Annotated in this window: 21 protein-coding genes and 1 pseudogene; 12 read left to right on the top strand and 10 right to left on the bottom strand. The window is 71.5% G+C overall.

Annotation, left to right across the window (positions count from 1 at the left end):
- Window positions 1-222: a three-helix bundle dimerization domain-containing protein gene (locus I6J71_RS29730; RefSeq protein ID WP_204089892.1), complete on the bottom strand. Its 222-nt coding sequence runs from the start codon at window positions 220-222 to the stop codon at window positions 1-3.
- Window positions 223-386: 164 nt separating this feature from the next.
- Between I6J71_RS29730 and I6J71_RS29725 the strand changes: the two genes are divergently transcribed.
- Together I6J71_RS29725 and I6J71_RS29720 are read left to right on the top strand one after the other, a co-directional pair.
- Window positions 387-1,121 carry a sugar phosphate isomerase/epimerase gene (locus I6J71_RS29725; RefSeq protein ID WP_204089891.1) on the top strand — a complete coding sequence of 245 codons (735 nt, stop codon included), beginning with the start codon at window positions 387-389 and terminating at the stop codon, window positions 1,119-1,121.
- Window positions 1,118-2,221, top strand: coding sequence for a Gfo/Idh/MocA family protein (locus I6J71_RS29720; protein WP_204089890.1), 1,104 nt, complete (start codon window positions 1,118-1,120; stop codon window positions 2,219-2,221). The genes I6J71_RS29725 and I6J71_RS29720 overlap by 4 nt, the downstream gene beginning before the upstream one ends.
- Here the strand turns inward: I6J71_RS29720 and I6J71_RS29715 are convergent.
- Complete coding sequence (locus I6J71_RS29715; protein ID WP_204089889.1) at window positions 2,218-2,808, bottom strand: TetR/AcrR family transcriptional regulator; 591 nt, start codon at window positions 2,806-2,808, stop codon at window positions 2,218-2,220. The genes I6J71_RS29720 and I6J71_RS29715 overlap by 4 nt on opposite strands.
- 149 nt (window positions 2,809-2,957) lie before the next feature.
- Between I6J71_RS29715 and I6J71_RS29710 the strand changes: the two genes are divergently transcribed.
- On the top strand, window positions 2,958-4,145 hold the full coding sequence (locus I6J71_RS29710) for an MFS transporter (protein WP_204089888.1): 1,188 nt from the start codon (window positions 2,958-2,960) through the stop codon (window positions 4,143-4,145).
- 7 nt (window positions 4,146-4,152) lie between these two features.
- On the opposite strand, the gene I6J71_RS29705 is transcribed toward I6J71_RS29710, so the two are convergent.
- From I6J71_RS29705 to I6J71_RS29695, 3 genes are read right to left on the bottom strand one after another with little or no spacing between them, the layout of a single operon-like run.
- The gene (locus I6J71_RS29705; RefSeq protein ID WP_204089887.1) at window positions 4,153-4,623 is read right to left on the bottom strand and encodes a GerMN domain-containing protein; all 471 of its coding nucleotides are present in this window, start codon (window positions 4,621-4,623) and stop codon (window positions 4,153-4,155) included.
- On the bottom strand, window positions 4,620-6,032 hold the full coding sequence (locus tag I6J71_RS29700) for a HAMP domain-containing sensor histidine kinase (protein WP_204097291.1): 1,413 nt from the start codon (window positions 6,030-6,032) through the stop codon (window positions 4,620-4,622). Before I6J71_RS29700 ends, I6J71_RS29705 begins: the two co-directional genes overlap by 4 nt.
- A gap of 16 nt (window positions 6,033-6,048) precedes the next feature.
- A complete protein-coding gene (locus tag I6J71_RS29695; protein ID WP_204089886.1) occupies window positions 6,049-6,744 on the bottom strand; it encodes a response regulator transcription factor in 696 nt (231 codons plus the stop codon).
- 222 nt (window positions 6,745-6,966) lie between these two features.
- Here I6J71_RS29695 and I6J71_RS29690 point away from each other — a divergent pair, with 222 nt between their 5' ends.
- Together I6J71_RS29690 and I6J71_RS49055 are read left to right on the top strand one after the other, a co-directional pair.
- The gene (locus I6J71_RS29690; RefSeq protein WP_204089885.1) at window positions 6,967-7,506 is read left to right on the top strand and encodes a D-alanyl-D-alanine carboxypeptidase family protein; all 540 of its coding nucleotides are present in this window, start codon (window positions 6,967-6,969) and stop codon (window positions 7,504-7,506) included.
- Between the two features lie 386 nt (window positions 7,507-7,892).
- A pseudogene (locus tag I6J71_RS49055) lies at window positions 7,893-8,261 on the top strand (hypothetical protein); the annotation flags it as partial.
- A gap of 183 nt (window positions 8,262-8,444) precedes the next feature.
- Here I6J71_RS49055 and I6J71_RS29680 read toward each other — a convergent pair.
- The gene (locus I6J71_RS29680; RefSeq protein WP_204089884.1) at window positions 8,445-8,948 is read right to left on the bottom strand and encodes an emopamil-binding family protein; all 504 of its coding nucleotides are present in this window, start codon (window positions 8,946-8,948) and stop codon (window positions 8,445-8,447) included.
- A 63-nt stretch (window positions 8,949-9,011) separates the two neighbouring features.
- On the opposite strand from I6J71_RS29680, the gene I6J71_RS29675 reads away from it, so the two are divergent.
- The 4 genes from I6J71_RS29675 to I6J71_RS29660 all read left to right on the top strand — a co-directional run bounded on the left by I6J71_RS29675 (window position 9,012) and on the right by I6J71_RS29660 (window position 11,806).
- Complete coding sequence (locus tag I6J71_RS29675) at window positions 9,012-9,821, top strand: DUF1295 domain-containing protein (RefSeq protein ID WP_204089883.1); 810 nt, start codon at window positions 9,012-9,014, stop codon at window positions 9,819-9,821.
- 104 nt (window positions 9,822-9,925) lie between these two features.
- Window positions 9,926-10,303, top strand: a complete 378-nt coding sequence (locus I6J71_RS29670; protein ID WP_204089882.1) for a hypothetical protein — start codon at window positions 9,926-9,928, stop codon at window positions 10,301-10,303.
- Window positions 10,303-11,334, top strand: a complete 1,032-nt coding sequence (locus tag I6J71_RS29665; RefSeq protein ID WP_204089881.1) for a hypothetical protein — start codon at window positions 10,303-10,305, stop codon at window positions 11,332-11,334. Before I6J71_RS29670 ends, I6J71_RS29665 begins: the two co-directional genes overlap by 1 nt.
- A 1-nt stretch (window position 11,335) precedes the next feature.
- Entirely contained in the window at window positions 11,336-11,806 is a 471-nt protein-coding gene (locus I6J71_RS29660; RefSeq protein ID WP_204089880.1) for a YbaB/EbfC family nucleoid-associated protein, read from the top strand.
- A 472-nt stretch (window positions 11,807-12,278) separates the two neighbouring features.
- Here the strand turns inward: I6J71_RS29660 and I6J71_RS29655 are convergent, their stop codons facing one another.
- Complete coding sequence (locus tag I6J71_RS29655; RefSeq protein ID WP_204089879.1) at window positions 12,279-13,328, bottom strand: TetR/AcrR family transcriptional regulator; 1,050 nt, start codon at window positions 13,326-13,328, stop codon at window positions 12,279-12,281.
- 90 nt (window positions 13,329-13,418) lie between these two features.
- Here I6J71_RS29655 and I6J71_RS29650 point away from each other — a divergent pair, with 90 nt between their 5' ends.
- The 3 genes from I6J71_RS29650 to I6J71_RS29640 all read left to right on the top strand — a co-directional run bounded on the left by I6J71_RS29650 (window position 13,419) and on the right by I6J71_RS29640 (window position 15,826).
- Window positions 13,419-14,540, top strand: a complete 1,122-nt coding sequence (locus I6J71_RS29650; RefSeq protein WP_204089878.1) for a cytochrome P450 — start codon at window positions 13,419-13,421, stop codon at window positions 14,538-14,540.
- 109 nt (window positions 14,541-14,649) lie between these two features.
- Window positions 14,650-15,240, top strand: a complete 591-nt coding sequence (locus I6J71_RS29645) for an HdeD family acid-resistance protein (protein WP_204089877.1) — start codon at window positions 14,650-14,652, stop codon at window positions 15,238-15,240.
- Window positions 15,241-15,283: 43 nt separating this feature from the next.
- Window positions 15,284-15,826, top strand: a complete 543-nt coding sequence (locus tag I6J71_RS29640) for a DUF6069 family protein (protein WP_204089876.1) — start codon at window positions 15,284-15,286, stop codon at window positions 15,824-15,826.
- A gap of 397 nt (window positions 15,827-16,223) precedes the next feature.
- Here I6J71_RS29640 and I6J71_RS29635 read toward each other — a convergent pair whose 3' ends face one another.
- The 3 genes from I6J71_RS29635 to I6J71_RS29625 form a co-directional block, all read right to left on the bottom strand.
- Window positions 16,224-19,655, bottom strand: coding sequence for a S8 family serine peptidase (locus I6J71_RS29635; protein ID WP_204089875.1), 3,432 nt, complete (start codon window positions 19,653-19,655; stop codon window positions 16,224-16,226).
- A gap of 217 nt (window positions 19,656-19,872) precedes the next feature.
- Window positions 19,873-21,093, bottom strand: coding sequence for an MFS transporter (locus I6J71_RS29630; protein WP_204089874.1), 1,221 nt, complete (start codon window positions 21,091-21,093; stop codon window positions 19,873-19,875).
- Entirely contained in the window at window positions 21,090-21,734 is a 645-nt protein-coding gene (locus I6J71_RS29625) for a GntR family transcriptional regulator (RefSeq protein WP_204089873.1), read from the bottom strand. The genes I6J71_RS29630 and I6J71_RS29625 overlap by 4 nt, the downstream gene beginning before the upstream one ends.
- Window positions 21,735-21,756 lie beyond the last annotated feature (22 nt).

Genomic DNA, 21,756 nt, shown 5'->3' with positions numbered 1-21,756 from the left:
TCAGGGCTCGCCGAGCCGGTCGCGCACCTGGCGCTCGACGAGCACGGGCAGGAAGCTGCGCACGCCGGCGTCGTCGAAGTGCTGCCGTTGCGCGCTGATCGTGCTGGCGATCTCCGATTCCCGCGCCTTCCCGTACTCGTCGACGAGCCGGGACTTCAGCGCGGAGAAGCTCTCTTCCTCGCCCTTCACCATGAGCTCGTTCATGCCGAGGTGCTCGGTCATCGCGGTGCCTTTCCGTGGTCGCGGGCCCTACTGGTTTCTGCCCCCGCCCGGCGCTCCTCAAACCGCGCCGACACCCGGAAAGACCTGGTGTCAATTTTGACCACCTGGTAGAAATTCTGGCGACGCGGCGCTTCGCCGCCGACCCGCGAAGCCAAGGAGCTGGAATGGGCAAGCTTTCCGTGCAGCTGTACTCGGTCCGCGACGCGTTCGCGGCCGACCCGGCGGACACCCTGCGGCGGCTCGCCGCGATCGGGTTCACGCAGGTCGAGCCATACGGCGTCGTCGAGAACGTGGCGGCGCTGTCCTCCGGGCTGCAGGCGTTCGGGCTGACGGCGCCGACGGCGCACGCGAAGCTGATCGGTGAAGACCAGCACGCCGTGTTCGCCGCCGCGAAGCAGCTGGGCATCGCCGTGGTCATCGACCCGCTGGTGAAGCCCGAGCAGTGGCAGGACCCGGCCGACATCGCGGCGACCGCGACGGCGTTGAACGCGGCGGCGAAGGTCGCGCAGGAGCACGACGTGCGCGTCGGCTACCACAACCACTGGTGGGAGCTGGAGTCCCGCGTCGACGGCCGCAGCGCCCTCGAGGTGTTGGCCGAGCAGCTCGACCCGGCGATCGCGCTCGAGGTCGACGCCTACTGGGCCACCGCGGGCGGTGAGAACGCGCCGGAGCTGCTGCGCCGGCTCGGCCAGCGCGTGCACGCCATCCACGTGAAGGACGGCGCGCTCGCCACCGACGCGTCCGGCCAGGTTCCGGCGGGTCAGGGCAGCGTGCCGCTGCCCGAGGTCCTCGCCGCCGCACCGCAAGCGCTGCGCGTGGTCGAGTTCGACCGCTACGACGGCGACATCTTCGACGGCATCGCGGCCAGCTTCGCCTACCTCACCGAGGCCGCGAAGTGACGGGTGGACCTGTCGGCGTCGGGCTCATCGGCGCCGGCGTCATCAGCGACACCTACCTGGAGAACCTCACGAGCTTCCCCGACGTGCGCGTGCTGTCCGTCGCGGACCTCGACGTGCCGCGCGCGCAGGCACAGGCGGCGAAACACGGGGTGCCCCACGGGCAGACCGTCTCGGAGCTGCTCGCGGACCCGGAGATCGAGGTGGTCGTGAACCTCACGATCCCGGCTGCCCACGTGGAGATCGGCCTGGCTGCGCTGGAAGCGGGCAAGAGCGTGTGGGCCGAGAAGCCGCTCGCGCTCGACCGGCAGACGGGCCGCAAGCTGCTCGACCGCGCCCGGGAGAAGGGCCTGCGCGTGGCGAGCGCGCCCGACACCGTGCTCGGCGCCGGCCTGCAGACGGCCCGGCGCGCGATCGAAGCCGGCCGCGTCGGTGATCCGCGTACGGGGCTCGCGCTGTTCCAGACGCCGGGGCCCGAGAGCTGGCACCCGGCACCGGAGTTCCTCTTCGCCGGCGGTGGCGGGCCGCTGCTGGACATGGGCCCGTACTACCTCACGGAACTCGTGCAGCTGTTCGGCCCGATCCGCAAGGTCACCGGCGCCGGCGGCCGCGCGCGCGACACGCGCGTGATCGGCTCCGGGCCGCGGGCCGGCACGGAGTTCGCCGTGACGGTGCCGACCACGGTGACCGCGCTCGTCGAGTTCAGCCGCGGCGGCAGCGCGCAGGTGGTGCTGAGCTTCGACTCCGCCTTGGTGCGCACGGGTTTCGTCGAGGTGACCGGCACGCTCGGCACGGCGGTGCTCCCCGATCCGAACCGCTTCGACGGCCCCACGAAACTGCACCTGCTCGGCGCGGACGGACCGGAAGAGCTGACGCCGCAAGGACATCCGGCGTCGCGGGGAACCGGCGTGCTGGAACTCGCGCGGGCGCTCCGCACCGGTGTGCCGGAACGCGCGTCGGGCGAGCTGGCCTACCACGTGCTCGATGCGATGCTGGCCATCGACGAATCGCTCACGCGCGGCCGGACGGTGGAGGTGAACTCCACGGTCGAGGTGCCGCCCGCGTTGCCCGAGGGCTGGGACCCGTTCGCCCGCACGCTTTAACCCAGCGGGACGGTGAGCAGGTTCTGCAGGTAGAACCGCAGCGATCCCACGAGGTCCACGTCGGCCGGGGTGGTGAGCCACTGGACCTGCAAGCCGTCCATCAACGCGATGAAGGTCAGGGCCGCGAAGTCGGGGTCGACGCCCTCGCGCAGCTCGCCCGTCTCGGCGAGCACGCGGAACGAGTCGAGCACGCCTTCGCGGGCCTGCCGGTAGTGCCGGTCGAAGTATTCGTGCGCCGGGTGGTCCGGGGCCACGGCTTCGGCCGCCAGCCGCGAGTACAGGTCGACGATGCGGGGGTGGCGTACGTTGTGCCCGGCCAGCGCGACGAAGTGCCGCAGCACCGCCAGCCCGGGCGGCACCGTCAGCTGCTCGCGCTCGGAGTCCTCGGCGTAGCGCCGCTCCAGCACGGCTGCGAGCAGCGCCTCCTTGGTGGGGAAGTAGTACAGCAACCCGGCGTGGCTGATGCCCGCGCGCTTGGCGATCTCCCGCAGCGAAGAACCGTGGTAGCCCGCCTCGCCGTACACCACAGCGGCCGCGGAAATGATGTCCTCGCGGCGGATCCGGCCCTTCAGGTAGCCCCCGGTCACGGGACGGCGATCGGTTCGGCGGCGTGCACCCGCCCATCATGCCGCAGCCGAGTTTCGATCGTCCGGCGTGATCATTCGAACAAAGAATTTGCACGAATCGGTGGTGGCTGTGCAACCATGGCCCGACGATCGAGGGAGGAATCGCCCGAATGACCGAGGTTCCCCGGCTGCCTCGCGCTGCCCGGTTCGCGACGTGGAGCTTCTTCGCGCTCAACGGGTTCGCGGTCGGCATGTGGGTGGTGCACATCCCCGTGGTCGAGCGCGCCACCGGCATCTCGCACACCACGCTCGGCGCGCTGCTGCTCGTGCTCGGCGGCGCGGCGTTCGCCGGCATGCAGGTGTCCGGCCCGCTCGCCGACCGCTTCGGCCACCGCCGCGTCGTCCCCGCGGCCGGCGTGCTGCTGGGGCTCGCGCTGTTCCTGCCCGGGCTCGCGACCAGCTGGTGGACCCTCGGGCTCTCCCTCGTGCTGTTCGGCTTCTGCAACGGCTCCCTCGACGTCGCCATGAACGCCCAGGCCGTGGTCGTCGAACGCGCGTACCCCCGCCCGATCATGGCGGCGTTCCACGCGATGTGGTCGATCGGCGGTGCGCTCGCCGCGGCCGTCGGGGCCGCCGTGCTGGGCGCGAACGTGCCGACGGCCGTCACGCTGAGCGCCACGGGCGCGGTCTGCGTCGCCGCTTCGCTGGGCGCCGGGCGGCTGCTGCTCGACAGCCGGCGGACCGAACCCGCCGATACCGGCCCCGCCCCGGCCGGGAAAGGCCGGACGCCGGTGCGGGTCGTCTGGCTCCTCGGTGCGCTGGCGTTCGCGCTGATGCTCTCGGAGGGCGTCGCGAACGACTGGGCCGCGCTGCACCTGCAGGACGTGCTGGGCACGTCGGCGAGCACCGCCGCGCTGGCGTACGGGTCGTTCGCCGTCGCGATGACGGTCGGGCGCTTCGTCACCGACCGCGTCGCCGCGCTGGCCGGTCCCGTCGCGGTGGTGCGCTACGGCTCGGCCCTGGCCGCGGTCGGTGTCGGGACGGCCGCGCTGGTGCCGTGGGTGCCACTGGCGCTCGCCGGCTGGGCGCTGTTCGGCCTCGGCCTCTCCGGCGGTGTCCCGCAGCTGTTCACGGCGGCGGGCAACCTCGACACGCGCGCGTCCGGGGCCCTGATGGCACGGGTTGTCGGGCTCGGCTACGTCGGCTTGCTGGCGGGGCCCGCGCTGATCGGCGGGCTCACGCACTGGATGCCGCTCAACGTCGCCTTCGCGGTGCCGTTCGCCCTCTGCGTGGCCGCCGTCGCGGCGGCACCGGTGATCGGCCGGAAGCGCAGCAGGGAGCCGGAGAAGGTCGGCTGAACCCGCCTCAGTTGCACGCTTCCGGACCGCGGGTCTCCCCGCCGCCGGTGAGGATGAACCGAGCCCCCGGCGGGCGCTGGTTGCGCAGTGTGCACACGATCTGGCGCACCGCCAGGTCCGACAGCGCGGTCACCGAGCTGGACAGCTGAACGACGGTCCCGCCTGCCGACGCCAGTACGGTGGCCGGCACCACGGACCGCGGCACCTCCGTGGTCAGCCCGTCCGCCTGCTCGGCCGGGCTCGGGCCCTGCGCCAGTGCGTTGATCGCGGCCGCGCCGGTGAGGTTCGCGCCGTCGCGCGTCGCCAGCCGGAGCGACCCGTCGGCCACGAGGTAGATCGTGTCGTGCGCCTGGTCGACCGTCGGCTCCGCCGGCCCGCTCGGCGGGTCGCCTCCGGAGATCGCGGCACTGGGCCGTACGCCGCAGGCCGTGGCCGTGAGCGCCACCAGCAAGATCGCCGCCGCCACCTGCCGGCTCACCCCGCACCTCCCGCCACGGGCAGGCGCAGTGTGAACGCGGCGCCGCCGCCGGGGCGGTTGGCGGCGGTGAGCGTGCCGCCGTGCAGCTTGGCGTTCTCCCACGAGATCGCGAGTCCGAGCCCGCTGCCTTCGGAGCGGGTGCGGGCGGTGTCGGCCTTGTAGAAGCGGTCGAACACGTGCGGGAGCACCTCCTCGTTCAGCCCCGGGCCCTCGTCGGTGACTTCGATCTTGACCCAGCCCTCGGCTGCGCTCAAGCCGAGGCGGACCGGGGTAGCGCCGTGGCGCAGCGCGTTGCCGACGAGGTTCGCGACGACCACGTCGAGCCGCCGGGGGTCGAGGCGCGCGCGGATGCCCGCCGGCAGCTCGGTCTGGATCTCCTCGGCCCAGCCACGGGCGCGCAGCGTGGCGACGAGGGCGTCGGCGACGTCCACGTCGTCGAGCGCGAGCGACGCCGAGCCGGAGTCGAACCGGGTCACCTCGATGAGGTCGTTGACGAGCCGCGTGAGGTTGTGCGTCTCCTGGCTGACCAGCCGCACCGCCCGGCCGGCGATCTCGGGCAGGCCGGCGACCTCGGACTCGAGCACGTCGGTCACGGCGGTCATGGCCGCCAGCGGAGTGCGCAGCTCGTGGGACACGTCGGCGACGAACCGCCGCGCGTCCGCCTCCAACCGCTCCAGTTCGGCCACGTGGTTCTGCAGGGATTCCGCCGTGGCGTTGAAGGTTTTCGCGACGGCGGCCAGCTCGTCGGTGCCCCGGACGGTGAGCCGGGTGTCCAGATCACCTTCGCCGAGCCGGTGCGCGGCCGAGCGCAGCTCCCGCACCGGGCCGAGCACGCTGCGCGCGGCCGCGAGTGCCAGCAGCAGGGCCAGCACGAACGCGCCGGCTCCGGTCAGCCACGCGTTCCGCGCGAGCTCGGCGATGCTCGCGGACTCGGCCGCGAGGCCCTGCAGCACGTAGACCGTGATCCCGGACGGCCGGGTCTGGTGCGACTCGGTCGTCGTGACCCGCAGCTGGGTGCCGATCAGCAGCGCGGTCTGCCCGCCGGCGTCCACGCGCTGCCAGCCCACCCGGCCGCCGTCGACGATCTCCTTCAGCTCGGGCGTGATCAAGGTCTGCACATCCGGGTTGCCGCCCGTGCCGTTCCCGCTGATCACGACCGCGGAGTCCGCGCGCCCCGAGATCTCACCGGCGAGGGTCCCCAGGTCGCCGCTGGTCAGACCACCGACCCGCAGGGGGTAGACCTGCTGGATGCGGTTCTCCAGCTCGACCACTGCGCTGTCCTGCGCCTTCTGCAGGATCGTGGTGCGCGCCGACCGGTAGCCGATCCCGGCGACGGCGATGGTCGTGACCACGCTCAGCAGCACGAACGCCGCCAGCAGGCGCGTGCGCAGGCCCCAGGCCCGCCACAGCTTCACGGGCTCGCCTTCACAGGGGCCCGAAGCGGTACCCGAACCCGCGCAGGGTCTGCACGAACACCGGCGCCGCGGGGTCGTCCTCGATCTTCGCGCGCAGGCGCTGCACGCAGGCGTCGACGAGCCGCGAATCGCCGAGGTAACCCTGGTCCCACACCGATTCGAGCAGCTGCTGGCGGCTGAGCACGCGGCCGGGAGAGGCGGACAGCTCCAGTAGCAGCCGCAGCTCCGTGGGGGCGAGGCTGACGGGTACGCCGCGTTTGCCGACCACGAGGCCGTCGCGGTCGATGGTGAGGTCGCCGTGGCGCTCGAGGCCCGGTTTCGGCGAGCCGGCCTGCCGCGGTTTGCCGCCGGTGCGCCGCAGCACTGCCTTGATCCGCGCCTCCAGCACGCGTGGCTGCGCGGGTTTCACCACGTAGTCGTCGGCGCCGGCTTCGAGGCCGGCGACCACGTCGATGTCGTCGTTGCGGGCGGTGAGCATGATGATCGGCAGGTCGCCGGTGGCGCGGATGCGCCGGCACACCTCGAACCCGTCCATGCCGGGCAGCATCAGGTCGAGCACGACGACGTCGGCGGCCGCCGAGTTCAGCCGGGCGAGTCCTTCTTCACCGCTCTCCACCGCTTCGACGGTGTGGCCCTGGTAGGTCAGGGCGATCTGCAGGCCGTCGCGCACGGCCTGGTCGTCTTCGATCAACAGCACCCGGGGCATGGTTCTCACTATCGCAGCGCTCTCCCGTGCCCGCCCGTCCGGATCCCGGACAGTCCACAGCGGACACCTCCGGCGAGGATCCGCGCGCCGTCTCACCGGTCCGTGCGCGTGACGTCATGGTTGTGTAACAGCCGGCGTCCGTGCGGAGCTGTTACACAACTGTCGGGGTCCGGGGACCCGGCGTGTGCGAGAGGCGGACATCCGGCCGCGACGGTGGTCGGCATGATCGAACTGCTCCGCTCCCGTGCCGCGGCCTACGCGGCGGCCGCCCGCCTGCTCGCGGTGCTCTTGCTGCCGGTGGCGTTCGTGTGTTCGCCCCGCCGCGCCCATTACCTCGCGTGCCAGTGGGCGCTGGCGCTGCGGTACCCGGCGGAGAACCTCGCCGGTCTCACGCCCGCCGCTCGCGAAGCCTTCACCGCGGCGCGGACCGAAGCCTTCTGGCGCGACGGCCAGCTCATCGGTCTCACCTCCGGTCACCGCGACGCCGCCGAGCAGCACGCGATGTTCACCGCGGAGGTCCGCCGCACGGGGTCCGTCGGACAGGCGCGCCGGCGCGTCCTCCCGCCCGAAGAGTCCGGCCACGTCGCCGGTTACGCCCTCGACGTCCGGCCCACCGAAGGCGCGGCCTGGCTCGAACGCCACGGCGCGGCCTACCGCCTCCACCGCCGCTACGACAACGAGTGGTGGCACTTCGAGTACCACGCCGACACCGTCCCGCTGCGCCTCCCGTGCCCGGGCACGCTGCCGGCCGTCGTGGCCTGAGCGCGTCAAAGCGGCGTTCTGCTGGAGGCTGTCGAGTGGGCCGGATCGGTCGGAGTTGTTCGGAGTTGTCCGGGATGTGGTCGTGCCGGCAGCGCCAGAGGATCATCTCCGCCCGGCGGTGGCGTCGCTGCGGGCCCGCCGATCTGGCGCGCCCATCACGTCACCTACCGTCGCGGCCGCGAACAAACAGCTCCGAGCCGCGCTCATCGAGTGGGCCCAACACCATGCGCGCCAACCCCGGTGCCCGTGGCTCCTACCACCGGGCCCGCGAACGCGGCTGCCACCACCCCCACAACGCAAGAATCCTGGCCCAAGCCTGGACCAGAACTGCCGAGCTGAGCGAGTCGCTCTCGCGGAGATGGCCTGCCTGAGGGTTGTGGAGCCTGGTGCCCGCGATCACCACCCTGCTGCGCCGTCACAGCGTGTCCCGGGGCCGGGATCGAAGGCGACGACGGGCCACTGGTCGAGCACCTGCCGCGCGACAGGTTCGAGGTCGTGGTCTGACGGGCCCGTTCCTGTTCGCCGGCTACGCCGATCGCCCGGAGCTGACGCGCGCGAGCTTCGCCGGCGACTGGTTCGACACCGGCGACCTGGCCACGATCGACGCCGACGGGTACCTGAACATCCGTGGCCGCACCAGGGACGCGATCATCCGCGGCGGCGAGAACACTCCCGTGGCCTACGTGGAGAACGTGCTGTACGAGCACCCGGACGTGACGGGCGTCGCCGTGGTCGCGACGCCGGACCCGCTGCAGGAGCGCGCCTGCGCGTGCGTGACGCTGCGCGACGGCGCTGCGGAGCTGACGTTCGAGGCGACGCGGGAATTCCTCGAGGGCAAGCGCGTCGCCAAGCAGAACTGGCCCGAGCGGCTCGGGTGCTGGCCGGGCTGCCGCGCGCGGCGAGCGGGTAGATCCAGAAGTTCCAGCTGCGCGAGCTGGTCAGAACCGGCGCGTGAACGGCAGCGGCTTGCGCATGCGGATCAGCAGGAGCAGCGGCACGAGCACATACGGGAGGTTGAACGCGAGGAACTTCGCGGGGTTGTCCGTGCGCAGCGCGGGGTCGCCGAAGAACTCCACGCCGAACACGACGACGCCGGTGAGCGTGACGATCATCGTCGCGTAGATCACGGCGAAGAGCTGGATCCCGTTCTTGCCCGCGAGCAAGCACGCGACGAGCACGACGTAGAAGGGCATGTACACGAACGCCGAGAGCCCCGTGACGATCCGCATCCAGTCCGGCGGGTGCATGAACAGCACGTCGGCGTCGTGGGCGTACCAGTAGTTGGAGTTGACGAAGAAGTTGCTCGACGGGCGCGAGAAGTCCACCCCGACCGTGGGCAGGAGGTCGCTGATGAGCGAGGTGACGGTGAACGCGGCGAACACGATCGCGAAGAAGACATCGATCCCGCGTCGGCGCAGCGGCAGGTTCGCCGGGGTGGTCATCCGTCGATCCTAAGCGGACGGATCAGGCCTGGTTCTGTCGGTGTGGCCGGTTAGAGTGGGCCCGTGAACGCGTTCCAGGTCTGCCTGTGGGTCTTCGCCGGTGTCTGCGCGCTGTGCTGGGTGCTTTCGGTGCTCACCCGGGAGTACTCGTGGGTGGACCGGATCTGGTCGCTGGTGCCCGTGGCGTACGTCGGGATCTTCGCCGGTTTCGCGGGCTTCGCCGACGCGCGGCTCGACGTGTTGTTCGTCCTCGTGGTGCTCTGGGGCGCGCGGCTGACGTTCAACTTCGCCCGCAAGGGCGGTTACGCGCGCGGCGGTGAGGACTACCGCTGGGTGGTGCTGCGCGGGAAGATGGCGCCCTGGCAGTTCCAGGTCTTCAACTTCTTCTTCATCACGATCTACCAGAACGCGATCCTGCTCCTGATCACGCTGCCCGCGTGGACCGCGCTGGAGAACCGCACGGCCTTCGGCGCGGGCGACGTCGTGGTCGCGGTGCTCTTCCTCGCTTGCCTGGTGGGGGAGACGGTCGCGGACCAGCAGCAGTGGACCTTCCACCAGTGGAAGAAGCGCGAAAGCGCCGCCGGCCGCGTGCCGGACCCGCGGTTCCTGCAGACGGGGCTGTTCCGGTTTTCGCGCCACCCGAACTTCTTCTTCGAGCAGGCGCAGTGGTGGCTGGTCTTCGGGTTCGGCGCGATCGCGTTCGGCGGTGTCCCGTGGACGATCGCGGGTGCGGTGTTGTTGACGTTGCTGTTCGTCGGCTCGACGATCTTCACCGAGAGCATCACGCGCGGCCGGTACCCCGAGTACGCGGAGTACCAGAAGCGCACGTCGCCGGTGGTCCCGTGGCTTCCCCGGCGCGTGGCGGTACAGTGATCTGGACCACTTGACGCGGGTCCGGCTGAACGAAACCGGGGTCTGCGTCGTCGATGTCTTTCACCACTGGGGGTGGGGATCGGTGTGGATTGGGGGATGTGCCAGTGATCGGTTTCGAGACCGACCTCGACGACCTGCGCAAGGCGAGCGGGTTCGTCGCCGACGCCGGTGACGCCGCGAGCGCGGCCGCCGGCGGGGTGAAGAAGGAGGACGTGCCGGAAGCCGCGGGCGTCGACGCGATCCTCGGCGCGGTGACGCCGTTCGGGGGCGGCCCGACGACGGCGTTCGGCCGCACGCTCGGGATGCGCTCGGTCGCGGCGGCGTATGAGTACCACCGGCAGAAGGTGCAGGAGGCGCTGGAGAAACTGGCGTACTCGACGCACGAGTCGAGTGTGGCGCTGCAGCGCGTGGCCGAGATCTACGAGGCGGCGGACGAGAACGCGCAGGCCGGCCTGCGCCGCGTGCCCGGCTGGGGTGCGTGATGGTGGACGGGTACTTCGGGCTGCAGCCCTCTTCGCCCGACGACGACCGGACGGGGCTGCTCTCCGGCGTGAGCGACGATCTGCTCGACGGCGCGAACGACGCGCTCGACGGGCTGCAGTACCTGCGCTACGCGGAGTACTTCTCGTTCGCCCTCACGGACGAGATCTACCGGCAGCGCCAGGAGGAGGTCGTGGACGTGTTCCGCGACTTCTCGTCGGCCGATCTGACCGACCAGGGCGACGGGCTGCAGGCGATGATCAACGACTACGAGCTCGTCTGGAAGAACCTCGGCCGGCACTCGATCACCGAGCTGCGCCGGGCCAAGGAGCTGATGACCAGCTGGCGCGGCGACGCGGCCGAGGACGTGAAAACTTACCTCGACCGGCTGTCGGAGACCTACGACCAGATGGCCACGGAGATCTCCGTGCTGGAGAGCGACGTCGTCGCCGCGCGCGACGCGGTGTGGGGCGCGCGCCGTGACCTGACGAACCTCGCAGCGACGTTCAAGGACACGGCGCAGAAGTACCAGGAGGCGAAGGCGAAAGAGGGGGAGATCTCGCTGTCGAAGGTGATGACCACCGCCTTCAGCGCCGCGCTGATCGGCTTGCTCGCCGCCGTCGCGACCCCGGCCGCGGCGGGCGTGGAGATCACGCTGGCGGCGGCGGGCACGCAGGCCGCGGTGGCCGGTGCCGGCGCGGGCCTCAGCGAAGTCGTCGCCGAGGGCACGGCTCGCATCGAGGGTGACAACGCCAACGACATCTACCAGAGCTTCTTCGACAACGTCGACAAGCTGCGCACGGCCATGCACGACTCGACCGGCGACCTCGTCGCGAAGATCCGCGAAAAGGCCGACGCACTGCCCGAAATCCCGACCCCGCCTGACGTCAGCCCCGGCGCGACCTTCGACCCGGATGCGTTCGAGACCACACACACCTCGAAGCGCACCGAGGACAACGCCCGCCGCGAGAACGTCGACATCGCCCCGGACGGCGGCCTGTCGCGCCCGATGACCCCGTCCCGGCTCGACTGACGTGACCGACCGCGATTCCCTGGTCGCCGCCCTGACCGCGCTGTCGGTGGACGCCACCTCCCCCGACGGCACGGTCACGGCGACGGTCAACACGGACGGCGTCCTGACCCGCTTGCACCTCTCGGACGCCGTGGCCGGCCTCTCGCCCGCCGAACTGGCGGCCTCGGTGCTGGCGACCTACGCGGCGGCGCAACGCGAATCAGCCCAGCGAACGGCGGCGTTGCTCGCCCCGCTGGGTACGGCCGGCTACGTCATGGACCGGCTGCGGTGGCGGGCCGGCTTCTCGCCGGTGACCGCCGCGCCTGCCGATGCACCGCCTGCCGATGCACCGCCTGCCGACGACTTGCCCTCCCCGGACGGCGCGTACGTCCGCAACCGCTCCTCCGACGCCCCACCCCCACCCGCCCCCTCCACCCCACCCACCGACGACGACTGGTACGACCGCGGCGTACGGTCCGACTCCGCCTGGTGAGGTAATTGTCCTCAGTGGACACCAGCTTCACGAACGAAGTCGCCAGATTTCCCGCGCCCGTCTGGGGTTCACCCGCCGGCAGGACCTTCACCTGGGGCGCGGGCGCCGCCGGTGTGCGGGTTTCGGTGGGTGCGGCGCAGGGCGGCGGATGAAGAAGGCGGCGAGGTGGGCCCGGTGACCGTGAATGTCGCCGTTGCCACGCGGCCGTCGGTGCAAGGGAAAGTGGCGGTGTACGTGACGGGGCCGGAGGGGCCGTTGCCTTGCGCGGCATGGTTTTCAACGTCGATCCAACCGCCCGCGGCGGCCCCGAGGGCGCCAGGGACCAGCCGACGGCGCCCGGTCGGGACAAAGGCCGGCGCGGACAGAGCTGTGGTCAGCAGGGCGCCGGCCAGGAATGGGGTGAGCACGCTGTCCGCTCCTTCAGCCGTTGCGTGAAGAGACGCGTACGAACGGGCAGCAGAGTGCCCCGAACTCAGCCCGCCGCAGCGGCGTGGCACGCCCCGAAGCCCTCGGCGCGCAGGACGACGCGCCCGGTTCTCACGCGCACCGCCGTTTCCGTCGCGTCGCTCACGGCGGAGACGCCGGCGGCGGACGCGAGGGCGCCGGCGTCGTCGCGGACGACCTGGAGGCGGGGCCACGCCGGCGCGGGGAACGACTGGCGCAGGTGGCCGCGCACTTCGGCCAGCACGAGGTGCGTCAGCGGTGCCAGCTCGGGCGCCGAGCCCGTGACGACGGCGACGGTCACCGTGGCGTCCGGCGGTGCGGCCCGCACGGCTTCCTCCACGGCCGACAGCCGGTGCAGGCCGAGGACCGCGATCACGCCGTCGCCGGTCAAGGGCGCCGGCCTGCCGTGCAGCGAGTCGAACGCGGCCGGCGGCACCCACGGCTCGTCCACCGGCCGGGGCTGCGCCACGATCGGCGGTACGTCGGGCCAGGTGTCGGCCAGCCCGAGCGAGGGCAGCGACTCGCACGAGCGCACCACGTTGAACGGCTCGCCGAATCCCGGCGCGGCGGCCGCGAGCCGGCTCGCGCCGTGCAACGTCGTGAGCGCCAGTTCGGCAACGCGCACGAGCCGGCCCGCCGCGGGGGCGAGCCGCTCGAGCGCGAGGCCGAGGACGATCGCCTCGAAGCGCATCAGTTGCGCGTACGGGCGGTGGGTGAGCTCGTCGGCCAGGATCTCCGGCACCAGGTCCACGCCGAGACGTGACCCGGGGTCGGTGGCGAGCGGTAGGCGCGCGACCCACGCGCGGGCCAGCGCGCCCAGCGCTTCACCGGGGGTGAGCCCCGGGTCACCGGCCGGCCCGGCCGCCACGCGCTCGGCCTCCTCCGCCAGCACGGCGAAGTACAGCGCGCGCTTGCCGGGGAAGTTCGAGTAGACCGCGCCGCGCGTCAGCTCGGCCCGTTCGGCGATCACGTCGATCTTCGCGTCGCGGAAGCCGCGTTCGGTGAACTCGTCGCGCGCGGCGCCGAGCACCTTCGCCCGGTTGCGCTCCTGCGCTTCCGCCCTGCTCAGCCGGGCCATCGTCCTCCTCGTGCTCGGTGCCGGTCACGATAGCGCCCGCACCCATATGATGTGACCATCTGACAAGAACATCCGAGTGAGGAGGACCCCATGGTCCCCGAGATCGACCTGACCGACCCCGCCGTGCACCGCGACCCGTTCGCGGTCTACAATGCCGCCCGCGAGCAAGGGCCCGTCGCCAAGCTCGTCGGTCCCGGCTTCGGCCCGCTGTGGGTGCTGACCCGGCACGCCGACGCCCGCGAGCTGCTCACCGACCCGCGGTTCGCGCTCGGCCCCGGCAGCTACCAGCGGCTCGACGTACCCGCGCACTGCCGCCCGTACCTGCGGACCATGCAGGAGATGGAGGGCGCCGAACACCAGCGGCTGCGCCGGCTCCTCGCACCCGCGTTCACGGCCCGTCGCGCGGCGGAATTCCGCTCCCGGATCGAGCCCATCGTCGAGCGCCTGCTCGACAACCAGCCGGAAGACCTGCTCACCGGCTTCGCACAGCCGTTGCCGATGGAGGTGATCTGCGAGCTCGTCGGCGTGCCGGAGGCCGACCGGCCACGCTGGCACGAGTACGGGCAGAACGTGGTCGGCGGCTCGGGCGCGGGGTTCTCCGCCGCCGTGCCCGGCATCATCGACGGCGCCCGCGGCCTGACCTCCCCGCCCGCGAGCGAGTTCCTGGAGCTGCTCGCCGGAACCGAGGGGCTGGCGGAGGCGGAGCTCGTCACGCTGGTCTGGCAGCTCGTGCTCGCCGGGCAGACGCCCGCGAACTTCATCGCCAACGCCGTGGCAGCGCTGCTGACGCACCCGGACGAGCTCGCCGTGCTGACCGCCGAACCCGAGGTGTGGCCCGGCGCGATCGACGAGCTGATGCGCTGGTGCGGACCGCAGCTGCTGACGATCCCGCGGCAGGCCACCGAGGACCTCGACCTGCACGGCATCGCGATCCGCGCGGGCGAACCCGTGTCGGCCGCCATCGCCGCGGCCAACCGCGACCCGCGCGTGTTCGCCGACCCCGAGCGCCTCGATGTCCGCCGCGCGGCGAGCGGGCACCTCGGGTTCGCGCACGGGCCGCACTTCTGCCTCGGCGCGGCGCTCGCCCGGGTCGAATCGGAGGTCGCGTTGCGGGGGCTGCTGCGGAGGTTCCCTTCGCTGCGCTTGGGAGACGTCCGGCGCGCACCGGACCCCGGCACGTGGCGGCTCGCGGCGCTGCCGGTGAGCTTCTGACGTCCTCTTCGGACGCTTCGTTCATCGATCGGGTGAACGAAGTGACCGTGCTTCGATCTTCCTGCGCTGCTAACGTTTTCCCTGGTCAGCATCGCGTCAGGGAGGCGTCATGCCCGGATACGTAGTCACTCCTCTGGGCAGTGCCGTACTGGATCCGCGGCAGACGTGGGGATGGGTTCTCGCGCGCGGGGGGTTCGCGGTGGTGTTCGGCATCATCGCGCTGCTCTGGCCCGGGGTCACGGCGCTGGCGCTGGCGTTCGTCTTCGGCATCTACGCGCTCGTCGACGCGGTGGGCGCGTTCATGCAAGCGTTCCGGCCCGGCGATGGGATGCACCGGGCCGCGTACGCGTTGTTCGGTGTGCTCGGGCTGGCCGCCGGTGTGGTGGCGCTCGTGTGGCCGGGCGTGACGATCCTCGTGCTGGCGATCGTCGTCGGCGCGTGGGCGGTGGTCACGGGCGTCGCCGAGATCGTCGCCGCGATCCGGTTGCGCAAGCAGATCACGGGCGAGGGGTTCCTCGTCTTCGCCGGTGTGGTGTCCGTGATCGCGGGCGTGCTGGTGCTGTTCCACCCGATCGCGGGGGCGTACGGGATCGCCCTGCTCGTCGGCATTTACGCGCTGGTGTACGGGATCATGCTCGTCGTGCTGGCTTTCCGGTTGCGGCGGTGGGGGAAACGCGAGCAGGCGAACCAGCCCGCTTAGCGTGACAATCGAGGGGACAGCTTCCAAACCGGAGGGATCCGTGATGGCGCAGAACCCTTACGACCAGGACGTCCGGCCGGGCATCGACGCGGCCCGGCTCTGGGCGGGCGGTGTCGCCACGGCCGTGGTCGCCGCACTCGTCGCGATCGTCGGCCTGCTGATCGCCCGGGGCATCTTCGACGTGCCGGTGCTCGCCCCGAAGGGCGAGGGCGTGTGGGTCCCCGCCAGCACCACGACCTACGCGCTCATCGCGGCGGGTGCCGCGCTCGCCGCCACGGGCCTGATGCACCTGCTCAGCGTCGCGACGCCGGCGCCCAGCCAGTTCTTCGGCTGGATCATGGTGCTCGTGACGCTCATCGCGGTGGTCCTCCCGCTCACGCTGACGGTCGATCTGAGCGCCAAGATCGCGACCGCCGCTATCAACCTCGTGATCGGCCTCGTGATCGCCATCGTGGTCAACAGCATGGCCGCCAACGCGCGCACCTTGCACCGGCGCAAGCGCGCTTCGCGCCACGCCGACCCGAACGCCCCCACCCGGCAGTGGCACGAGCCACCCCCGCCGCCGACGCAGTACTACGACCGCTGAGGCAGCGAGTTTCCAGGCAGGACGGCGTCCGGCCGGAGCCGGGACTCGACGCGACGGTTCGAGGTCGCGGCGTACCACAAGCCTGATCCAGGTGTCGTCGGCGGTCGGCAGAACCATCGCCCTGCTGGCGATGGGTGCGCCCGTGGCCGGCGCGGCGACGGGCCGCAACGACGTTTGCGATCGACGCGAGTTCTGTACTGCGGGTACAACGAAACCGGATCAGTCTCGGGCTTCACTGCCCGCGGGTACGTACGGCAAACGGCATGCCTGAGGGCGAGTCGTGCGGTATGCCGGTTCGTCTCGTCGAATTCCGCACCGCGACCACTGAGGCAGCGGCGCGAACCGGGCCGTCAGTCCGGAATGGACTGACGGCCCGGCATCACTTCTGCGGCGAAACTCAGCCGATCTTGTAGCTGTACGGCAGAGTCGCCAGCACCTCGCCGGTGCCGACCTGCGGGAGGCCCGTCACGCCGGTCGGGAGGGTCGGGACGGTCACCAGGTTGAGGTGGCCGGCCACCGAGGCACCGCCCTTGCCCGACGGGGTGATGGTCACGGTGACCGTCACCGTCTGGCCCGGGGAGACGATGAGCGGCGAGCCGCCCGTGCCGTTCGGGTCCACCGACTGGTCGTACGGGTCGCCGGTGGACGACGTGACCGCGGAGTCGAAGCCCGCGGTGCGCATCGACGCCGTGTAGGAGGCGTGGCCGGCCGGGGCGCCCGAGGCGCCGAACGGGCCGATCTCCTGCACGTCGGCGAACCAGACGCCCTTCGTGACGTAACCCTGCTTCTCCCCGATCGTCGCGACGGAGACGGTGCTGCCGGCCTGCGCGGCCTGCAGGTCACCGAGCACGTCGATGCCCGCGGCCGAGCCCTGCAGCTCCACCTGCGCCGGCACGCTCGACGAGGTCGCGACCGTGAACTTGCTGGTGTCGGGCGGGATCGAATACACCGGCGCGTCGGCGTTGAACTCTGGCAGGTTCACCTCGGTCGAGCCCTGGATGGGCTGCGGCTGCAGGGTCTGCTGCGCGTTCGTCCGCGCGTCCACGCCGATCGCGATCGGCTCGACGCCCGTGTTGCGGACCGTCACCGGCACCGGCACGGCCTGCCCGGCGGCGAGCTTCTTCGCCGCCGAGTTCGGCAGCGCGGGCGCGCTGACCACGACCTGGTCGAAGCCCACCGTGCCGGTGAACGGCTGCTCGAGCTGCTTGCCCGTCACCGGGTTCTGCACCACGAGCACGAGGTGCCAACGGCCCGGCAGCGGGTTCGCGTCCGTCAGCTGCAGCCCCGTGCCCTGCAGCAGCGTGGTCGGCGAGTTCAGGAACACGTTGCTGTTCACGTCGGCCAGCTCACCGTTCGGGTCCACGAGCACGCCGTCGAGGACGGTGCCCGGGTCCTGCAGCTTCACCGCGACGTCGAGGTCCTTCTTGCCCTTCGGGACGTCGAACTCGTACGAGAACGTCTGCGCCGGCGAAACCGCCCGCGCGTTGCCGCCCGTGATGGTGCCGCTGAAGGAACCCTTGCCGTTGTCGGTGGGGATCAGCGAGCGCAGCACGGCGGACACCGTGGTCTGGTGGCCGTCGGAGCTGCCGAAGGTGATCGAGTAATCCGCGTCGCCACCCGAAGCCGGTGTGGCCAGCGAGACCTTCACCGGCTTGGTCTGGCCCGGTTTCAGTGTCAGCACGGCCGGGGAGACCTGGCCGTACGGAACCGTTCGCTGCGTGGACGTGGCCAGCTGGATGTCGCCGGTGTAGCCGGTCGCGCCGGCGGCCGAGTACAGCACCGCGGTCCACGTGCCCGCAGCCGGGCGCGTGACGTCGACGTTCGCGTAGTTCGCGGTCGCGGCGCCGCCCTGCGGGCGGCTGTTGGCCACGAACGTGCCGTCCGGCGCCAGCAGCGTCAGCCGCACGACCGGGGTCACCGACTGGCCGTTCACCGTCTTCGGGCTGCCCTGCCACGCCATCCGGGCCAGCAGGCGCTGCGCCCCGGCCGGCACGCTGAACGTGACCTTCTTGTAGGCCCAGTCGGTGCCGTTGTAGTACGGGAACGTCGGCAGCGTCTTCGAGTCGAACGCGGTGGTTTGCGTCTGCGTCCCCTGCGGCGCGAACGACCGCGTGCCCGCCGTGACGGTCAGCGGCTTGTTTCCGACGTTGGTCACGTTCACCGTGGCCTTCTGCGTGCTGCCCGGTGCACCCTCCAGCGTGAGCTGGTCGGCCGACAGCGCGATGTTCGACGACACACCCGCCGGGGCACCGCTGGTGCCGGGCGAGGTGAGCGCCGCTTCGACGGCTGCGCGCGCGTCGAGCAGACCGGAACCCTGCTCGTCGGCCGGCAGGCCGAGGTCACGCGTGGTGCCGGTGATGAACTGCTTCACCTGCGCCGGTGTCGGCGACGCGCCGTGGTGCGTGCCGCGGTAGGCCTGGATCACCAGGGCGGCGACACCGGCGGTCAGCGGAGCCGATTCACTGGTGCCACCGAAGGACTCGAGGTCCGTCGGCTGCGGCACGGTCTTGAAGTCGCGGCATTCGGCGTAGGCCGGCGCGCAGTCGGCCCAGTTGCCTTCACCAGGGGCGACCAGGTCGATGGTGCGCCCGTCCTGGGTGATGCCCGACGACGACAGCGCGGAGATGTTGTCGCTGGTCCACTTCCCGTTGGAGAAGGGGAACGCGGCGTAGGTCGTCTGCGCGTAAAGCCGGTTGTCCGTGGTCGCGCCGGCGGAGATCACCAGCGGGTCGGTGGCCGGGCTGCCGATGGTCGAGGTGATGCCCGCGTCGCCGCTGGAGGCGGTGACAGTGACCCCCGCGGCGACGGCTTCGTCGTTGAACACCTGGAACAGGTTGCGGGAGCTGGCGTCCGGGTACTGGTTCAGACCCAGGGACTCGTTGATCACGTCGACGTGGTCGACGGTCACGGCGTAGTCGATCGCCTGCAGCACCGCGGAGTTCGTGGCGGTGGAGCCGAAGACGTTGAGCCCCACCAGGCTCGCGCCCGGCGACACACCCTTGACGACGATGTTGCAGCCCGCGGGGAGCGGGTGCTTCTCGTTCACGAACTTCGACAGGTCGTGCACCACCACACCCTGTGCGGCGATGGACGACGCGTCGCCGAACGCCTCGGCGCCCGACTCCGTGGTGTTCGGGCCGTCGCCGGAGAAGTCCTGGAAGTCGGTGAACACGTGGGAGCCGTCGGGACGGATGAAGTCCGCGTAGTTCGGGTCCATGTTGTCCGCGAGGAACGCGACCTTCACGCCCGATCCGTCGGCGAGGTCCGAAGCGGCCTTCGAACCGTCGGTGCTGTACGCGTGGATCGAGGTCAGCGCCTCGGGCTCCAGCAACGGCTTCGCCGGGTCACTCGGGCAGATCGCGTTGGGGTCCTGGTTCTGCGCTGTGCCGCCGCCCGCCTGGGGTGCGCTCGATTCCGCGGACTTGGCCGGGTTCGTGTCGGGCAGCGTGACCTTGCTGTCCGGCAGCACCTGCCCCACGGCCGGGTCGGCCGCCAACTGCGCCGCCTGGTCGGGCGTCACGGTCGCCGAGAACGCGTTGCCGAGCGCGAAGTGCTTGACCTTGGCCGGCGCCGTGCCCGTGAGCTTGGCGAGGACCGACTCCTGCTGCTGGGTCGCCTGGGCCCGCCGGTTCCCGGAGGCGGCCTTGGTGGCCGGCGCACCGGGCAGCTGGTCCTTGAGGACCACGATCACCGATTGCGGTGCGCTGCTCGCCTGAGCGACAGGCGCGGCGACGGCGGCCTGGCTGCCGAGCTGGGTGACCCCGGCCAGTGCCAGACCGCCTGTCGCGGCTATGACGAGCGCGCGAACGGATCGCGAGGAACGCCGCATGTGCAGCTCCCACTTCCTTCTCGAAGGGTTCGAAAGTTACCGGCCCCGACGAAATCGAACCCGGTCGTGCTGGGTCGATTTCCCAAGTGGGAGAACTATTTCGTGCGTCGCGACGATCCACAAGCGACAATAGTGGTGAAGATGTCCGGGCAAATGGGACGACATTTCCGGAATGCCCGGAATGGTCGTCCCATTTGGCGCGAAAGCGAATTACGGCTCAGGTCACAGGAAGGTGACTGCGGGAGTGGCGCGCGACCACGAGCGTGCCGGCGAACGCGACAACGGCCAGACAGCCGAGGAGCATCGGGTAGCTCGCGACGCCGCTGAGCGCCGCCAACAGCGACGGCAACAGGAAGCCGATGTAGGCCAGCGCGTAGTAGACGCCGGTCAGCTGAGCGATTTCCGCCGGACGGGCGAGCCGTTGCAGCTCCAGCAAGCCGGACACCACGACGATGCCGTACGCGGTGCCGAGCACCACGGCCGTGGCCAGCGCGAGCCACGGCGACCCCAGGTGTGCGGCGACCGCGCTGAGGACCAGACCAGCGCACAGCACGGCCATGCCGGTCAGCACCGCGCGGGCACTCGTGGTCCGGTCCACCCGTTTGGCGATCGGCTGGATGCCCACGCCCGCGCCGATCGCGCACACGGTCAGCAACGTGGAGTAAGCGAGTGACCACGAGCCGAGCTTGGCCTGCACCAGCTGCGGCATGATCGCGTAGGCGACCCCGCACGAGCCGAAGATCCACGGCGCCATCGGCAGGATGATCCGGCGGAACCGCGGGTGCCGCGTGGTGGCCGGCAGCCTGCTCAACGCGGGTCCGCGGCTCCCGGTGCCGAGTGTCTCGGGGCTGCGCGCGACGAGCGGCAGCGCCAGCAGCGCCAGTCCGATGTGGACGGCGAACGGCAGCACCATCGGCCACGGCGCCCACTGCGCGAGCACCCCCGCCACCCCCGGGCCGATGCCCAGGCCGAGCGTGAGGCACAGCGCCGCTCGCCGCGTGCCGAGGTCGGCGGCGCCGCTCGCGTCGGCGTCGGCAAGCTCCTTGATCCACGTGGAGCCCACGGCCATCGCGACCGCCACGGCTGCCCCGGTGAGGAACCGGCCTGCGGCGATCCACGCGACGCCCGCTTCGCCGAGCGCGATGAGCACGCTGGCGAGCAGCGACAGCACGGTGCCCGCGAACATCACGGGCCGGCGACCGTAGCGATTGGACAGTCCACCCGAGAGCAACAGGCCCGGCACGAGGCCGATCACGTACGCGCCCAGCAGCGCGTCGACGGTGAAGGTGGAGTAGCCGGCTTCCTTGTACATCACCAGGAGCGGCGTGAACTGGTTGCCGCCCCACCCGCACACGAACACCGCGGCGGCGGCGCCGGACCACCTCGGACGGGTGGTGATCGCTTCGGGCAGCGGGGCAGTTTCCGCGGTCGCGGTCATCGGCGGTGCACCTGGTCCAGGTGCGCGCGCAGCGCCGGGCCGAACGCGTCGGCGTCGGCGCGCTCGATGATGGTCAGCAGATCCTCGTGCTCGCGCAGCACCACCGGCAGCAGTGTCGGCACGGGACGCAACGCGTGCACGTTCATGCGCCGCTGCCGGTCGGCGAGCGTGGCGTAGAAGTCGAGCAACAGTGCGTTGCCGCCCGCCGCGACGATGGTGCGGTGGAACAGCTCGTCGGCCTCGGCGAAGCCGTGCAGGTCGCCGGCCTCGGCGTGGCCGCGCTGGGTGCCGAGGACAGCGCGCAGCTGCTCGAGCGCGTCGGGGATCAGGTCGGGTCGCCGCACGAGCCGCCGTACCGCGGCGCCCTCCACGGCTTCGCGCGCGTCCAGCACGTCCTCGGCTTCACCCGGCGGCACGGGCACCACGACGGCGCCGCGCTTCGGGATCAGGTTGAGCAACCCCTCGACCTGCAGGCGCAGGAACGCCTCGCGCACGGGGGTGCGGCTCACGCCCAGCCGCTCCGCGATCTCGCCTTCGCTGAACAGGTGCCCGCCAGGCAGCTCACCGGTGAGCACGAGCTCCTTCGTGAGCCGGTACGCCCGGTCGGCCGCGCCGGGCGCGGTGTGCTTCGCAGGTGTCACGGCGTGGACGCTAACATGCGTC

This window comes from Amycolatopsis sp. FDAARGOS 1241 (assembly GCF_016889705.1).
In the GTDB taxonomy this organism is placed as follows: Bacteria; Actinomycetota; Actinomycetes; order Mycobacteriales; family Pseudonocardiaceae; genus Amycolatopsis.
This window is presented reverse-complemented; position numbering and strand designations above follow the sequence as displayed.

Excerpts from the sequence above, each read along its gene's own strand:
- I6J71_RS29710 (WP_204089888.1), top strand. The coding sequence starts at position 2,958 with ATGACCGAGGTTCCCCGGCTGCCTCGCGCTGCCCGGTTCGCGACGTGG.
- I6J71_RS29630 (WP_204089874.1), bottom strand. The coding sequence starts at position 21,093 with ATGACCGCGACCGCGGAAACTGCCCCGCTGCCCGAAGCGATCACCACC.
- I6J71_RS29650 (WP_204089878.1), top strand. The coding sequence starts at position 13,419 with ATGGTCCCCGAGATCGACCTGACCGACCCCGCCGTGCACCGCGACCCG.
- I6J71_RS29645 (WP_204089877.1), top strand. The coding sequence starts at position 14,650 with ATGCCCGGATACGTAGTCACTCCTCTGGGCAGTGCCGTACTGGATCCG.
- I6J71_RS29730 (WP_204089892.1), bottom strand. The coding sequence starts at position 222 with ATGACCGAGCACCTCGGCATGAACGAGCTCATGGTGAAGGGCGAGGAA.
- I6J71_RS29725 (WP_204089891.1), top strand. The coding sequence starts at position 387 with ATGGGCAAGCTTTCCGTGCAGCTGTACTCGGTCCGCGACGCGTTCGCG.
- I6J71_RS29655 (WP_204089879.1), bottom strand. The coding sequence starts at position 13,328 with ATGGCCCGGCTGAGCAGGGCGGAAGCGCAGGAGCGCAACCGGGCGAAG.
- I6J71_RS29665 (WP_204089881.1), top strand. The coding sequence starts at position 10,303 with ATGGTGGACGGGTACTTCGGGCTGCAGCCCTCTTCGCCCGACGACGAC.
- I6J71_RS29680 (WP_204089884.1), bottom strand. The coding sequence starts at position 8,948 with ATGACCACCCCGGCGAACCTGCCGCTGCGCCGACGCGGGATCGATGTC.
- I6J71_RS29695 (WP_204089886.1), bottom strand. The coding sequence starts at position 6,744 with ATGCCCCGGGTGCTGTTGATCGAAGACGACCAGGCCGTGCGCGACGGC.
- I6J71_RS29640 (WP_204089876.1), top strand. The coding sequence starts at position 15,284 with ATGGCGCAGAACCCTTACGACCAGGACGTCCGGCCGGGCATCGACGCG.
- I6J71_RS29635 (WP_204089875.1), bottom strand. The coding sequence starts at position 19,655 with ATGCGGCGTTCCTCGCGATCCGTTCGCGCGCTCGTCATAGCCGCGACA.
- I6J71_RS29690 (WP_204089885.1), top strand. The coding sequence starts at position 6,967 with ATGATCGAACTGCTCCGCTCCCGTGCCGCGGCCTACGCGGCGGCCGCC.